The sequence below is a fragment of the Streptomyces aquilus genome (assembly GCF_003955715.1).
In the GTDB taxonomy this organism is placed as follows: Bacteria; Actinomycetota; Actinomycetes; order Streptomycetales; family Streptomycetaceae; genus Streptomyces; species Streptomyces aquilus.
In genome coordinates this window covers 4,695,220-4,710,093 of record NZ_CP034463.1, presented here as the reverse complement: position 1 = coordinate 4,710,093, position 14,874 = coordinate 4,695,220, and the positions used below count along the sequence as shown (strand labels likewise).

Here is a 14,874-nt window from a genome sequence, read left to right as displayed (position 1 = left end):
TTGCCATGCCTGCGCAAGGAAGGCCTCCGCCACTTAATGTCGGCCGCCGACCGGACACCGTAGCGCGAGACCCGCCGGGACCACTGCCGCGAGGACGGCGAGGACGGCGCAGGCCGCGGTGGTCGCGCCGAGTTCCGGCCAGGGGACGTGGATCGGGGACCGTACCGACTGAAGGCCGAGCGCGGTCCACATGCCGGTGAGGTTGAGGGCCGTCACGAGCAGACCCAGGATCGCGCCCGCCGCGACCACCGTCAGGGACTCCAGGGCCACGAGACGGAGCACCTGGGTGTGCGTGGCTCCCGCCAGTCTCAGGGACGTCAGTTCGCGGGTGCGGTCGGACGTCGCCATCAGGAGCGTGTTGACGAGTGAGACGGCCGTGTAGAGGAGAGCTATGCCCAGGACCAGGAGGTAGCCGAGGCGGGTGGTCGCGTCGGCGGCCGTGAAACCGGTCGCGGGGTGGGCGGCGGCCAGCCACGCGTCGCGGGTGAGCAGCGTCGCCCGGGGCGCCGCCGAGCGCAGCGCCGCCCGCACCGACATGGCCTCGACGCCCTCCCGCACCCGCACCTCCACCCGGTCCACCACCGCCCCGCGCGCGTTGGCCGGCGTGACGTACACCCCGTTGTCGCCCGTCCCGACCGGCATCACCGCGGCGATGCGGAGGGATCTGCGGGTGCCGTCGCCGAGCCAGACGGTGACGTGCTCGCCGACCTCGTGCCGTGCCCACTCCTCGTTGACGACGATCGAGTCGTCGGACAGGTCGGAGAGCCGGCCGGCGGTCAGCGGGACGGCGGTCGTCCTGGCGAGCCGCTCCGGATCGGCCGCTCTCGCCTCGGACTTGACCAGGGCCACACCCTCCTCCAGGCGGTACACCTCGCTCGACGCGGTCGGTGAGACCTCGGCGCCCCGGACCGCGCGCAGACGGTCCAGTGCCCGCGCGTCCAGGCCCGTCGCCGAGGTCAGCACGTAGTCGGCCCGCGTCCGCTCCCGTGCCTCCGTGGCCCGCGCGTCGTTCAGGGTCGCCGTCGCGCCCAGCAACGAGCCCGTCAGGGCCACCGTGACCAGCACGGGGGCGGCCAGGGCGGCCGTGCGGCGGAGAGAGGTCGTGGTGTTGGCGCGGACCAGCATGCCGCGCGGCGTGAGGAGCCGGATCAGGGGGCGGACCAGGAGGGGCGACAGGAGGGCCGTAGCCGTGATCAGGAGCAGCGGACGGCTGGTGTACGTCTTGCGGTGCAGCAGGTCGCCGGGGTCCGTCAGGAGCGTCACGGTGAGCGTGACCGCCGCCGTCAGCAACAGGGCCGCCCCGCACAGGAGTCGGGCCCGTGTCAGAGGCTGCTCGTCGGCCGACGCCTCGCGCAGGGCCTGGGTCGGGGCGGTGCGGCCGGCCCGCCAGGAGGCGGCCGTCGCGCCGCACAGCGCCACCGACAGGCCCGTCCAGAACGCCATTTGGTACGGCCAGACATGGGCACCGATCGTGAACCAGGCCGGCGCGACACCACCCTCGACCACCCGCTCCGCGAGCCATGGGGCGCCGTACGACCCCAGCGCGCAACCCGCCGCCGACGCGAGGACGCCCACGAACAGGGCTTCCGCCAGCACCGTGCGACGGATCTGGCCGGGCGTCGCGCCCGTGGTGCGCAGCAGGCCGAACTCCCTGCGGCGCTGGGCCACCGCGAACGCGAAGGTGGACGCCACGACGAACACCGACACGAATCCGGTCACCCCGCCGGCCGTGCCGAACAGGGCGTTCAGCGTCGTCAGTGCCTCGGCGTCACGGTCCGGGTCCGCGTCGGCGAGCCGCCGCTCGGCGCCGACCAGGACCCGGGCGCCCGTCCCCGAGGACGCCACCACCCGTCGTACCGCCTCCGGCTCCGCCTCGACCACGAGCTGTGTGCTCACCGGCGCCAACTCGGCGGCACGCGCGTCCGTGTAGAAGAGGGCGCGTTCGAAGCCGGGGGAGCGTGCAGTGCCGACCGCGCGCCCCGCGTCGACCGTGTGCCCCGCGCCCACCGCGTCCACCGCGTCCACCGCGTCCACCGCGTCCACCGCGTCCACCGCGCGCGCCCCGCCTGCCGCGCGCCCCCCGTCGGTCACGCGCCCCCCGTCGGTCACGCGCCCCCCGTCGGCCAAGCGCGCCGTGCCCACCACCCGTACCGTGCCGTGCGCCGTCCGCAGACGCTTTCCCACGGTCGTCCCCGCATCCATGGCGGCCACCACCTCGTCCGCCGCGCGTGGCGGACGGCCCGACGTCAGGTGGTACGGGGCGAAGGCCGCGGTCGACCAGGGGTGGCCGATCAGGTCGTCGCGCACGGCGAAGGTGCGGTCCTGGGTGACTTCGCCGAGCTCGCGGAGCGCGGCCACCGTCCGAGGCGGTATCGGACGTGGGTGGGCCAGGGGTTGGGTGCGGTCGCCGATCCGGGTCGGTACGCGCAGGGTGTCCTCCCCCTGCACCACTACCGGGGCGGCGGCGAAGCGTTCCGGTGCACGCTCGGGGGCGTCGAGGGAGGAGGCGAGCGTCAGGCCCATGACCGTGAGCAGGGCGACGCCCAGGGAGAGGGCGACGAAGCTGCCGGTGAAGGTGGTCCAGCGGCAGCGCAGGGTGCGCAGGGCGAGGGTCAGCACGGTGCCGCCTCCAGCGTGGTCATGCGCGTGGCCACGTCGGCCGCCGACGGCCCCGTCAGCTCCCCGTGGACCCGGCCGTCGACCAGGAAGACGACGCGGTCGGCGTACGACGCGGCCACCGGGTCGTGCGTGACCATGACGATCGTGCGGTCCTCGGTGTCGACGAGGCCGCGGAGGAGCGACAGCACCTCGTGGCCCGTGCGCGTGTCCAGGGCGCCGGTGGGTTCGTCGGCGAAGAGCACCTCGGGGCGGGTGATCAAGGCGCGGGCCAGGGCCACACGTTGCTGCTGGCCGCCGGAGAGCCGGTCGGGGCGGTGCCGGGCGCGGTCGCCGAGTCCGACGCGTCGCAGTGCCTCACGCGCGCGTGCCTTCGACACGCGTCGGCCGGCCAGGCGCAGCGGCAGGACGACGTTCTGCTCGGCGGTGAGGGAGGGCAGGAGGTTGTACGACTGGAAGACGAAGCCGACGCGTTCGCGGCGCAGCAGGGTCAGGCGGCGTTCGCTCATCCCGGTCAGTTCCGTGTCGCCGATGCGCACCGAGCCCGAGGTCGGCCGGTCCAGGCCGGCCGCGCACTGCAACAGCGTCGACTTGCCCGAGCCGGACGGGCCCATGACCGCCGTGAACGTGCCCCCGGGGAAGGTCAGCGAGACGCCGTCCAGCGCCCGCACGCCGTCGTCGCCGTCGCCGTACCGCCTGCTGACGGACGTCAGTCTGATCGTCATCTGCCCTCATCGAGTCGAAGAGACGCCCCAGGAGCAGCCCGGAGGGACGTCAGGAGAGGAGTGGAGAGGAGTGGAGAGGAATGGAGAGGAATGGAGAGGAGTGAGAGGTGAGGAATCCGGCGCCAGGTCCGGGGCTCTACGAAACCGCGTCACCGTGCCCTCAAGCAGTGCGGCAGAAGCGAGACTTGGGGTAGGGCCAGGCATACCCCCGGCTCTCCGGCTGGACGGATTCCGCCCACCCCGGCCCGCCTCCTACGGTGATCTCCATGACGGTGTGGCAGGCGCTCGGCGGGCGCGGGTATCTGAGGTCGGCGTGGCCGTGGCGGTCGGTCGCGTTCCTGGCGAGCGGGGCGCTGTTCGGGGCGGTCGTGCTGGTCGGGATCGTCGCCGGGGTCGCCGTGGGGGCGGCGACGGCCGTCGTCCTCGTCGGGCTGCCGTTGCTCGTGCTCACCGCGCTCGCCGGGATTCCGGTGGCCGCCGTGGAGCGGTGGCGGGTGCGGACGGCGGGGGTGGGGGCCGCGCCCGCGGGGGCGCATCGGGTGCCTGACGCGCCGGGGCTCGCGCGCTGGCTCGTCGTACGGCTCAAGGAGCCGGAGACCTGGCGGGAGTTGGCGTACGCCGTGCTCCTCGCGCTCGTGCTGTGGCCGCTGGACGCGCTTGTCGTCACCTTCGCCGCCGGGGTGCCGCTGTTCCTGCTCGCGACGCCGCTGCTGGTCGCCGTCGAGGGCGAGGCGAAGGTGGTCAAGCTGTGGACGGTCGACACCTGGCCGGCCGCGACCGGGGCCGCGCTGGCCGGGGGCGTGTTGCTCCTGGCGGGGGCGTACGTGCTGGGGGTGGCCGCCGGGGCGCGCGCTCAGGTGGTGAAAGCGTTGTTGGGGGCGCGCGGGCATGACAGTGCGCGGGTCGCTGAGCTCGTGCGCTCGCGCGTGCGGCTGGTGGACGCCTTCGAAGCGGAAAGGCGCCGGATCGAGCGCGACCTGCACGACGGCGCACAGCAACGGCTCGTCGCCCTCACCATGCGCCTCGGCCTCGCCCGCCTCGACGTCCCGCCCGGCCCGCTCGCCGACCAGCTCGCCACCGCGCACGGCGAGGCCGAGAAAGCCCTCGCGGAGCTCCGCGAACTCATCCACGGCATCCACCCCAAGGTCCTCGCCGACTACGGCCTCGAAGCCGCCGTCGCCGACGCGGCCGACCGCAGCGCGATCCCCGTGGACGTCCACCTCGACCTGCCCGGACGGTTGTCCCAACCCGTCGAGTCCGCCGCCTACTTCGTCGTCTGCGAGGCACTCGCCAACGTGGGCCGACACAGCGGGGCGAGCCGGGCGGTCGTCAGCGGTGGGCACGACGAGGGACGGTTGACGCTGGAGGTCCGGGACGACGGACGCGGGGGCGCGGACCTCGCCGGCGGCACGGGGCTGACCGGTCTCGCCGACCGGGTGTCAGTGCTCGATGGCAGACTTTTCCTGTCCAGCCCGCCGGGCGGACCGACCCTGCTGCGAGTGGAGATCCCTTGCCGGCCGACCGAGCCCTGCGCATAGTCCTCGCCGAGGACAGCGTGCTGCTGCGCGACGGACTCGTCGGCCTGCTCACCCGGTTCGGGTACGAGGTGGTCGCGGCCGTCGGAGACGCGGACGCCCTCCTCGCGGCCGTCGCCGAGCACACGCCGGACGTGGTCGTGACGGACGTCCGCATGCCACCCGGCTTCCAGGACGAGGGACTGCACGCGGCGGTGAAGCTGCGCGAGGAGCGGCCCGGGCTGCCGGTGCTGGTCCTCAGCCAGTACGTGCAGCGGGCGTACGCCGCCGAACTCCTCGACTCCGGCGACGGCACCGGGGTCGGCTATCTGCTCAAGGACCGGGTGGGGCAGGTCGAGGAGTTCGTGGACGCGCTGCGGGAGGTCGCGGCCGGGGGCACGGTCGTGGACGCCGAGGTCGTACGGCAGCTGCTGCGCCGGCGGCGGGATCCGCTCGCCCGGCTCACCCCGCGCGAGCGGGAGGTGCTGGCGCTGATGGCCGAGGGCAAGTCCAACGGCGCGATAGCCAAGGCGCTGGTGGTGTCCGAGGCGGCCGTCGGCAAGCACATCGGCTCGATCCTCACCAAGCTGGACCTGCCACCGGCCGACGACACGCACCGCAGGGTGCTGGCGGTGCTGGCCTACCTCAGAGGCTGAGCTCCACAGGAACGCCCGGAACGCCGTGCTGCACGGACACGGAGACGCACCGGAACGCCGCGCACCCCCCGCCCGCCTAGAGGGCCTTCGCGTAGCAGCGGCTCGACTCGTAGTGGCGGTAGTACCCGAACTTCTCGCACGGCTCGTACCCACTGGAGGTGTACAGCGCGATGGCCTCCGGCTGCTTGATGCCCGTCTCCAGCACCATGCGGACCCGGCCCGCCGCCCGCGCGTCCTCCTCCAGCGCGGCCAGGATGCGCCGGGCGAGGCCGTTGCCCCGCGCCTGCTCTATGACGTACATCCGCTTCAGCTCGGCATCCCCGTCGCGGTACCCCTCGTCATTGGTGTCCTGCGTGCGCCAGCCGCCTGTGGCCACCGGGCTGTCGTGCTCGTCGTACGCGATGAGGTACACGCCGTTCGGCGGCTCGAAGTCCGAGGGGCTCAGGGGAGTGGCATCGCCGTCGTCGCCGTAGCGGACGGCGTACTCGGCCTGGACCTGGTCATTGAGCTTGACGGCGTCGGGGTGGTCGAAGGAGACGCGACGGATGACATGCATGTCGGAAACGGTAAGCCAAGGTGGTCCAGAACAGGATTCGGTCCAAGGTGCGGGTAGGGTGCCCTGGTGCTCACAGTGACCAGTGCGAATGTGAACGGACTCCGCGCCGCCGCGAAGAAGGGCTTCGTGGAGTGGCTCGCCGACACCTCCGCCGATGTGCTCTGCTTGCAGGAGGTGCGAGCCGAGCCGCAGCAGCTGCCCGAGGGGGTCCGCACGCCCGAGGGCTGGCACGTCGTGCACGCGCCAGCCGCCGCCAAGGGCCGCGCCGGCGTCTCCCTCTACACCCGCCGAGAGCCCGACCGCGTCCAGGTCGGCTTCGGGTCGAGCGAGTTCGACACCAGCGGGCGGTACGTCGAGGCCGACCTGCCCGGTGTGACGGTCGCCTCCCTCTACCTCCCCTCCGGCGAGGTCGGCACCGAGCGCCAGGACGAGAAGATCCGCTTCATGGGCGAGTTCCTCGCCCACCTCAAGGGCCTGCGCGAGCGCTCCGCCGCCGACGGCCGTGAGGTCGTCGTCTGCGGCGACTGGAACATCGCGCACCAGCCGGCCGACCTGAAGAACTGGCGCGCCAACCAGAAGAACTCCGGCTTCCTGCCGGAGGAGCGGGAGTGGCTGACGCGGGTCTTCGACGCGGCCGACGGCGGTTACGTCGACGTGGTGCGGGCGCTGCATCCGGAGGTCGAGGGGCCGTACTCGTGGTGGTCGTACCGGGGGCGGGCCTTTGACAACGACACGGGTTGGCGCATCGACTACCACGTCTCGACTCCCGGCCTGGCCGCCAAGGCGGTCAAGGGGTTCGTGGAGCGGGCGGCCACGCACGCCGAGCGCTGGTCGGACCATGCGCCGGTGACCGTGGTCTACGACCTCTGACCTCCGGGGTTCGTCTACGGCTCCTGTCCTGGCTCGCTCTGCTTGCGCAACCGTCGGTCCAGTGCCAGTGACAGTTCCGCCTCCACCACGCTCCGCGCGAGCGGGCGCAGGCGGGCGAGGTCGTTCTCCGTGGCGTGGCGGAGGACCAGGTCGGTGAACATCTCCGCGAGTTCGTCGACGTGGTCGCGGACGCGTTTGCCGGCGGCCAGGACCTCGGCGAGGGGGATGCCCTCGGCGACCAGGGCCGAGGAGACGTCGAGGAGGCGGCGGCTGATGTGGACGATCTCGTCGCCGTCGGTGCCGAGGTAGCCCAGGTCCAGTGCGGCGGCGAGGTTCTCCGGGGTGACCTGGCCCTCGAAGCGGGCGGCGAGTTCCTCGGGGGTGAGACGGACCGGCTCCTCTTCGGAAGGGGGGTCCACGCCCAGCAGGTCCGCCACGTCGCGGCCGTGGTCCAGGGCCTCCGCCAGTTCCGCGATGCCGGTCAGGGTGTGGCCGCGTTCCAGCAGGGCCGCGATCGTGCGCAGCCGGGCCAGGTGATGGTCGTCGTACCAGGCGATACGGCCCTCGCGGCGGGGCGGCGGGAGCAGTTTGCGTTCGCGGTAGAAGCGCAGGGTGCGCACGGTGATGCCGGCCCGCCGCGCCAGCTCATCCATGCGGTACTCACGGTGCTCCTGCTTCTCCGTCACGTCCGCAGCCTATGTTGTACCGCCGGTAACTTTCCTTCCCCCGACCCCTACCCATCGGTACGGAGCTGCTCTACCCTCCCATTGCGCCAGTGTTCACTGGCGGAGTCGGACAGCGTGGAGGGTTCGGGATGACCGAGCACGAGCATGTGCGGGTGGCGGTGATCGGGTCCGGGTTCGGGGGGCTCGGGGCCGCCGTACGGCTGCGGCGGGAGGGTGTCACCGACTTCGTCGTGCTGGAGCGGGCGGACAGTGTCGGGGGCACCTGGCGGGACAACAGTTATCCCGGGTGCGCCTGTGACGTGCCCTCCCACCTCTACTCCTTCTCCTTCGCGCCCCACCCCGACTGGCCGCGCACCTTCTCCGGGCAGGAGCACATCCGGGCCTATCTGGAGCACGTCGCCGACGTCTTCCACCTCCGGCCGCACATCCGCTTCGACTCCGAGGTGATGCGGATGGTCTGGGACGCGGAACGGCTGTGCTGGGACATCGAGATCAGCGGGGGCCGGCGGCTCTCCGCCGATGTCGTCGTCTCCGCCACCGGGCCGCTGTCCGACCCCAAGATCCCCGACATCCCGGGGCTCGACTCCTTCCCCGGCAAGGTCTTCCACTCGGCCCGCTGGGACCACGACCTCGACCTGCGCGGCAAGCGCGTCGCCGTGGTGGGCACCGGGGCCTCCGCGATTCAGATCGTGCCCGCCATCCAGCCGCAGGTCGGCCGGCTCACCCTCTTCCAGCGCACCCCGCCCTGGGTGATGCCCCGCGTCGACCGGGCCATCACCGGCGCCGAGCGGGCGCTGCACCGGGCGCTGCCGTTCACCGGGCAGGCCCGGCGCGGACTGCTGTGGGGCATCCGGGAGTTGCAGGTCTCGGCGTTCACCAAGCACCCCGACCGGCTCGGGTTCGTCGAGCAGTTGGCCAAGCGGAACATGGGGCGGGCCGTCAAGGACCCGGCGCTGCGCACCAAGCTCACCCCCGACTACCGCATCGGCTGCAAGCGCATCCTGCTGAGCAGCGAGTACTACCCGGCGCTCGCCCGGCCCAACGTCGACGTCGTCGCCAGCGGTCTTCAGGCCGTACGCGGCTCCACCCTCGTCGCCGCCGACGGCACCGAGACCGAGGCCGACGTCATCGTCTTCGGTACGGGCTTCCACGTCACCGACATGCCCATCGCCGAGCGGGTCGTGGGCGCGGAGGGCAGGACCCTCGCCGAGGTGTGGAAGGGCGGCATGGAGGCCCTGCGCGGCGCCTCGGCCGCCGGGTTCCCGAACTGGATGACCATCATCGGGCCCAACACCGGCCTCGGGAACTCCTCGATGATCCTGATGATCGAGTCCCAGCTGAACTACCTGGCCGACTTCGTACGGCAGTTGGACGTCCTCGGCGGACGCGCCGCCCTCGACGCCCGGCCGAGCGCGGTCGGCGCCTGGAACCGGCGGGTGCAGGAGCGGATGAAGCGCACGGTGTGGAACACCGGCGGCTGCACCAGTTGGTACCTCGACGCCAACGGCCGCAACACCACCATCTGGCCGGGGACGACGAGCGAGTTCCGGCGGGCGACACGGCGCGTGGACATCACCGAGTACGAGGTCATCCGCGTCAAGAAGGCGGCCAATAAGGCGGCCGAGACGACGGCCAATAGGGCGGCCGAGAAGGCGGCCGAGACGACGGCCGAGACGACGGCCGAGACGACGGCCGAGACGACGGCCGAGACGACGGGTACGAAGGACGAGGTGTCCGCGTGAGCCGGCTCATGTCCGTCGTGTCCGGGCCCTACGCCCCGCCCGCCCCCACCCGTGAACTGACCGCCGTCTCCGCCGACGGCGCCCGCCTGCACGTCGAGGTGCACGGGCCCGAGGGCGCCCCCGCTGTCGTCCTCGCCCACGGCTGGACCTGCTCGACCGCCTTCTGGGCGGCGCAGATACGGGACCTCGCCGTCGACCACCGGGTCGTCGCCTACGACCAGCGCGGCCACGGCCGCAGTCCGGCGAGCCCGGCGTGCAGCGTGGACGCGCTCGCCGACGACCTGGAAGCCGTACTGGAGGCGACCTTGGCGCCGGGGGAGCAGGCCGTGATCGCCGGGCACTCGATGGGCGGGATGACGGTGATGGCCGCCGCGACCCGGGCCGCCTTCCGGGAGCATGCCGCCGCGGTCCTGCTGTGCAGCACCGGGTCCTCGCGGCTGGTCGCCGAGTCGACCGTCGTACCCCTGCGGCCGGGGCGGCTGCGGACCTGGCTGACCAAGCACATCCTGGGGTCGCGGGCGCCGCTCGGGCCGGTCACTCCCGTCGCCCGGCGGATCCTCAAGTACGGGACGATGGGGCCGGGTTCGGCCCCGCACATGGTGGAGGCGTGCGCGCGGATCGTGCACGCGTGCCCGCGCAAGGTGCGGTACTCCTGGTCGCAGGTGCTCGATCTGCTCGACCTCGACCACGGGGTGCGCTCCCTCGACGTGCCGACGGCCGTCGTCGTCGGGACCGCCGACCGGTTGACGCCGCCGGTGCACGCGCGTGAGCTGGTGGCGGCGCTGCCGCAGTGCGTGGGGCTCACCGAACTGCCGGGACTCGGGCACATGACGCCCGTGGAGGCTCCCGAGCTGGTCACCGGGAAGATCCGGGACCTCGTGACGACGTACGCGACGCTCAAGGAGGGCGCATGAGCAGGGTCGGTCTCGAAGGACAGGTCGCCGTCGTCACGGGCGCCGCGCGCGGTGTCGGCGAACTGCTCGCGCGGAAGCTGTCGGCGCGCGGGGTGAAGGTGGCGCTGGTCGGCCTGGAGCCGGACGCGCTCAAGCAGGTCTCCGAACGGCTGCACAGCGACAGCGACCACTGGTACGCCGACGTCACCGACCACGAGGCGATGGCGCGGGTCGCGCGAGAGGTCAAGGAGCGGTTCGGGAAGGTCGACATCGTCGTCGCCAACGCCGGTGTGGCGACCGGGGGACCGTTCGTGGACTCCGATCCGGAGGCGTGGCGGCGGGTCATCGAGGTCAACCTGATCGGGTCGGCGGTCACCGCCCGGGCCTTCCTGCCGGTGCTGATGGAGAGCCGGGGGTACCTGCTCCAGATCGCCTCGCTCGCGGCCATCACCCCGGCGCCGATGATGACCGCGTACTGCGCGTCCAAGTCCGGTGTGGAGGCGTACGCGCACAGTCTGCGGGCCGAGGTCGGCTACAAGGGCGTGCGGGTCGGCGTCGGCTATCTGTCCTGGACCGACACGGACATGGTGCGCGGCGCCGACCAGGACGAGGTCATGCGGGAGCTGCGGCAGCGGCTGCCGTGGCCGGCCAACAAGACGTATCCGCTGGGTCCGGCCGTGGACCGGATCGTCGCCGGGATCGAACGGCGGGCCGGCCATGTGTACGGGCAGTGGTGGCTGCGCGGCATGCAGGGCGTGCGCGGGTACCTGCCGGGGCTCATCGGGACGGTCGGGGTGCGGGAGATGCGGCGGTTCGGGGACCGGTTGGAGGGCATGCGGTCGGGACTCGTCGGCGCAGGTGGGGCGGCCGATGAGGAGGCGCGCGCTACGCACCGTGACTGATCGAAATGCGCGCTGTGTCCGGGCGTGTGAATCTGGTCGAGGCCCCGGCTCGGGGCTCTTCCCCCACCCACTTCGGGAGTGAACCCACATGGGTATGAAGGACCAGTTCCAGGACAAGTCGGAGCAGTGGCAGGAGCAGGCCAAGCAGCGCGCCCAGCAGGGCAAGGAGCAGGCGCAGCGCGGCAAGCAGCGGGACGAGGAGACGGAGCGGCTCCAGCAGGACGAGCAGGACCGCTTTGACCAGGACTACGACGCGTAGTCGCTGCTGGTAGGCGTAGGGCGCCCGGTGTTTTTGGGGCGCCCTACGTTTGTGTTTTTTGGGGTGCGTTGTCGGTGCGGGCTCGTGGGGGCTGGTCGCGCAGTTCCCCGCGCCCCTCAGGGAGTTGCCCGCGCCCCAGTTGTAGAACTCCCCGGCGAATTTGCTCACGATCTCGGCGGCAACTTCGGCCTCGACCTGTCCGGTACGTCGCTGTAGTCCGGCGGCGTCGCCGGCGGGTTGGTGCTCAGCAGGTCCACCGCCAGTCTCACCGCGTCGTCCAGCTGGGCGTGCCTCCCCTCCGCCCAGTCCAACGGAGTTCTCAGCACCTCCAGGTCCGGGGCCACGCCCCGGTTCTCGACGCTCCAGCCGTACGCGTCGAACCAGCCCGCGTTCATCGGCACCGTGATCACCGTGCCGTCGCCGAGTTGGTGGCGGCCGGTCATGCCGACGACCCCGCCCCACGTGCGCTGTCCGACCACGGGGCCCAGCTTCAGCAGCTTGAACGCGGCCGTGATCATGTCGCCGTCGGAGGACGTCGCCTCGTCCGCGAGGGCGACCACCGGGCCCCTCGGGGCGTTCGAGGCGTACGACACCGGCTGGGCGTTTCTCGTGAGGTCCCAGCCGAGGATCGTGCGGGTCAGCTTCTCCACGACGAGTTCGCTGATGTGGCCGCCCGCGTTGCCGCGTACGTCGACGATCAGCGCCGGCCTCGACACCTCCATGCGCAGGTCCCGGTTGAACTGGGCCCAGCCGGAGCCGCCCATGTCGGGGATGTGCAGATAGCCGCAGCGGCCGCCGCTCAACTCCCGTACGACCTCACGGCGTTTGGCCACCCAGTCCTGGTAGCGCAGGGGGCGTTCGTCGAGCAGGGGGACCACGGCCACGCGCCGCGCGCGGCCCTCGCCCTCCGCCGGGGTGAACGTCAGCTCCACCGTCGTACCGCCCGCCCCGGCGAGCAGCGGGTACGGGCCGGTCACCGGGTCGACGGGGCGGCCGTCGACGTGGGTGAGGACCGCGCCCTCGCGGATGCCGGTGCCGGCCAGCGGGGAGCGGGCCTTGGAGTCGGAGGAGTCGCCGGGCAGGATGCGCTTGACCGTCCAGCCGGCGTCCCGGCGGACGAAGTTGGCGCCCAGCAGGCCCTGGCGGCGCTGGTAGTGGGGCGGGCCCTCGTTGCGGCGGGCGGCGGTGACGTAGGCGTGGGAGGTGCCCAGTTCGCCGAGGACCTCGCGGAGCAGGTCCGCGAACTCGTCCGGCGTGGCCACCCGTTCGACCAGCGGGCGGTACTGGTCGAGGACCGCGTCCCAGTCGATGCCGCACATCCCCGGGTCCCAGAAGTAGGCGCGGATCAGCCGGCCCGCCTCCTCGTAGGCCTGGCGCCACTCGGCGCCGGGGTCGACGTCGTGCAGGATGCGGCGGGCGTCGATCCACACGGTGGAGTCGCTGTCGCCGGACTCGGTGGCCGGCACCGCGCGCAGGTCGCCCTCGTCGACGATCACCAGCCGCGAGCCGTCGCCGCTGACCGCGAACCAGTCGAGGTCGTCGACGAGTTCGGACTTCTTCGCCTTGCTGATGTTGAAGTACTCCAGGGTCGGGCGGCCGCTGGTGTCGTCCGGGTTGGCGAACGTCTCGCCGAGGGCGCCCGAGATCGGCCAGCGCAGCCAGACGAGCCCGCCGCCCGCCACCGGGTACAGCGCCGAGTACTTGGAGGCGCTGACCGGGAACGGGGTCACCCGGCTTTCCAGGCCCTCCACCTCGACCGTGACGGCGCTGCCGTCGTCCGGCTCGTCCTCCGCCGGGTCCAGGCCGCCCGCCGCCGGGCGCCCCTCCGGGTTCAGCGCGAAGGGGGACGGGGTCGCCGAGGACAGCGGGACCAGGTACGGGCGGCAGCCCAGCGGGAAGGAGAGGTCGCCGGTGTGGACGTCGTACACCGGGTCGAAGCCGCGCCAGGAGAGGAAGGCGAGGTAGCGGCCGTCGCGGGTGAAGACCGGGTTCTCGTCCTCGAAGCGGCCGTTGGTGACGTCGACGATCAGCCGGTCCTTCATGCGGGCCATCTTGATCTGGCGCAGGGACCTGCCGATGCCGGGGTGCGACCAGGTCAGCCAGGAGCCGTCCGGGGCGAAGGACAGGTCGCGGACGGGGCCGTTGATGGACCGGATCAGCTCGGTGACCTCACCGTTGGAGTCCTCCGTCGCGTCGATCAGCAGCAGGCGGCCGTCGTGGGAGGCGATGGCCAGGCGTTCGCCCCGTGGGTCGGAGACCAGTTCCAGGACGCGGCCCAGTTCGCCGGAGGCGAGCCGGCGGGGCTCGCGGTCGCCGGTCGCGCGCGGGAGATGGGCGACCTCGATCGCGTCCTCGCCCTCCGCGTCGGTGACGTACGCGACCTGGCCGACCGAGCCGAGCATCTCCGGGAGCCGGACCCGTACGCCCGGGGTGTCGGTGATCGTGCGGGCCGGGCCGTCGCGGTGGGTCAGCCAGTACAGGCTGCCGCGGACGACGACGGCGCTCGCGCGGCCCGTCTCGTCGACCGAGACGCCGTCCACGTGCTGGGCGGCCGGCACCTGGTACGTACGGCGTCCCGCGCGCGGGCCGCTCAGCCGGACGTCGAGCCTGCGGGGCGTCCCGGCCGGGGAGAGGTCGTCGACGATCCACAGGTCGCCCGCGCACTGGTACACCACCCGGGTGCCGTCGCTCGCCGCGTGCCGGGCGTAGAAGGCGTCGTGGTCGGTGTGACGGCGCAGGTCGGAGCCGTCGTAGGCGCACGAGTAGAGGTTGCCGACGCCCTCGTGGTCGGAGAGGAAGGCGATCCGGCCGCCGACGAACATCGGGGAGTGGAGGTGGCCGTCGAGGTCCTCCAGGAGGCGGTGGCCGTGCAGCCACAGGCGGCCCGTGGCGCCGCCCCGGTAGCGCTTCCAGGCGGCCGGTTCGTGCGGTGGGGTGCCGGTGAGCAGCAGGGTTCTGCGGTCGCCGTCGAGGTCGGCGACCTGGATGTCGGAGACCGGGCCCCAGGGGAGCTTGCGGCCGGGGTCGCCGTCGGTGCGGACCTTGTAGGCCCAGGTGAAGTAGGAGAAGGGCTCGCCGTGGGAGGCGACGGCCAGGATCTGGCCTTCCGGCGTCCATCCGCAGACCTGCGTGTCCGGTGAGCCCCAGTACGTGAGCTGTCTGCCCGGACCGCCTTCCACGTCCACCAGATGGATCTCCGGCACGAGGCTGCGCCAGCTCGTGTACGCGATGTGGCGGCCGTCGGGGGAGAAGCGCGGGTGGCCCACCTTGGTACGGTCGACGGTGAGCCGCCAGGCGCGGTCCGTTCCGTCCAGGGGGGCCAGCCACAGGTCGTCCTCGGCCACGAAGCACAACAGGTCACCGCTCAGATGCGGCAGGCGCAGATAGCTCACCTCTTCATGCTTTTCCGGGGGATGAGCCGGAGCAACTCGTGAAAAACCGGGCCCAGGTGACGC

12 protein-coding genes are annotated in these 14,874 nt (G+C 72.5%); 7 read left to right on the top strand and 5 right to left on the bottom strand.

What is annotated here, in order from left to right:
* Positions 1-33: 33 nt before the first annotated feature.
* Both EJC51_RS21615 and EJC51_RS21610 read right to left on the bottom strand, forming a co-directional pair.
* Positions 34-2,619 (bottom strand): FtsX-like permease family protein, encoded by a 2,586-nt coding sequence (locus tag EJC51_RS21615; RefSeq protein WP_244362773.1) that lies wholly within the window; start codon positions 2,617-2,619, stop codon positions 34-36.
* On the bottom strand, positions 2,613-3,341 hold the full coding sequence (locus EJC51_RS21610) for an ABC transporter ATP-binding protein (RefSeq protein WP_126272603.1): 729 nt from the start codon (positions 3,339-3,341) through the stop codon (positions 2,613-2,615). The genes EJC51_RS21615 and EJC51_RS21610 overlap by 7 nt, the downstream gene beginning before the upstream one ends.
* A 266-nt stretch (positions 3,342-3,607) precedes the next feature.
* On the opposite strand from EJC51_RS21610, the gene EJC51_RS21605 reads away from it, so the two are divergent.
* Both EJC51_RS21605 and EJC51_RS21600 read left to right on the top strand, forming a co-directional pair.
* Positions 3,608-4,879, top strand: coding sequence for a sensor histidine kinase (locus EJC51_RS21605; RefSeq protein ID WP_126272602.1), 1,272 nt, complete (start codon positions 3,608-3,610; stop codon positions 4,877-4,879).
* On the top strand, positions 4,852-5,511 hold the full coding sequence (locus EJC51_RS21600; RefSeq protein ID WP_166682888.1) for a response regulator transcription factor: 660 nt from the start codon (positions 4,852-4,854) through the stop codon (positions 5,509-5,511). Before EJC51_RS21605 ends, EJC51_RS21600 begins: the two co-directional genes overlap by 28 nt.
* Before the next feature lie 76 nt (positions 5,512-5,587).
* Here EJC51_RS21600 and EJC51_RS21595 read toward each other — a convergent pair whose 3' ends face one another.
* A complete protein-coding gene (locus EJC51_RS21595) occupies positions 5,588-6,067 on the bottom strand; it encodes a GNAT family N-acetyltransferase (RefSeq protein WP_126272601.1) in 480 nt (159 codons plus the stop codon).
* A gap of 66 nt (positions 6,068-6,133) precedes the next feature.
* Between EJC51_RS21595 and EJC51_RS21590 the strand changes: the two genes are divergently transcribed.
* Positions 6,134-6,937, top strand: a complete 804-nt coding sequence (locus tag EJC51_RS21590) for an exodeoxyribonuclease III (RefSeq protein WP_126272600.1) — start codon at positions 6,134-6,136, stop codon at positions 6,935-6,937.
* Between the two features lie 14 nt (positions 6,938-6,951).
* Here EJC51_RS21590 and EJC51_RS21585 read toward each other — a convergent pair whose 3' ends face one another.
* A complete protein-coding gene (locus tag EJC51_RS21585) occupies positions 6,952-7,590 on the bottom strand; it encodes a MerR family transcriptional regulator (RefSeq protein WP_165951294.1) in 639 nt (212 codons plus the stop codon).
* A gap of 161 nt (positions 7,591-7,751) precedes the next feature.
* Between EJC51_RS21585 and EJC51_RS21580 the strand changes: the two genes are divergently transcribed.
* The 4 genes from EJC51_RS21580 to EJC51_RS47785 all read left to right on the top strand — a co-directional run bounded on the left by EJC51_RS21580 (position 7,752) and on the right by EJC51_RS47785 (position 11,419).
* Entirely contained in the window at positions 7,752-9,365 is a 1,614-nt protein-coding gene (locus EJC51_RS21580) for a flavin-containing monooxygenase (protein WP_126272598.1), read from the top strand.
* Complete coding sequence (locus EJC51_RS21575) at positions 9,362-10,279, top strand: alpha/beta fold hydrolase (protein ID WP_126272597.1); 918 nt, start codon at positions 9,362-9,364, stop codon at positions 10,277-10,279. Before EJC51_RS21580 ends, EJC51_RS21575 begins: the two co-directional genes overlap by 4 nt.
* On the top strand, positions 10,276-11,160 hold the full coding sequence (locus EJC51_RS21570; RefSeq protein ID WP_126272596.1) for an SDR family oxidoreductase: 885 nt from the start codon (positions 10,276-10,278) through the stop codon (positions 11,158-11,160). Before EJC51_RS21575 ends, EJC51_RS21570 begins: the two co-directional genes overlap by 4 nt.
* An 88-nt stretch (positions 11,161-11,248) precedes the next feature.
* Positions 11,249-11,419: a hypothetical protein gene (locus EJC51_RS47785; protein WP_165951280.1), complete on the top strand. Its 171-nt coding sequence runs from the start codon at positions 11,249-11,251 to the stop codon at positions 11,417-11,419.
* Positions 11,420-11,583: 164 nt separating this feature from the next.
* On the opposite strand, the gene EJC51_RS21565 is transcribed toward EJC51_RS47785, so the two are convergent.
* Positions 11,584-14,811 carry a S41 family peptidase gene (locus EJC51_RS21565; RefSeq protein WP_126272595.1) on the bottom strand — a complete coding sequence of 1,076 codons (3,228 nt, stop codon included), beginning with the start codon at positions 14,809-14,811 and terminating at the stop codon, positions 11,584-11,586.
* Between the last annotated feature and the right edge of the window lie 63 nt (positions 14,812-14,874).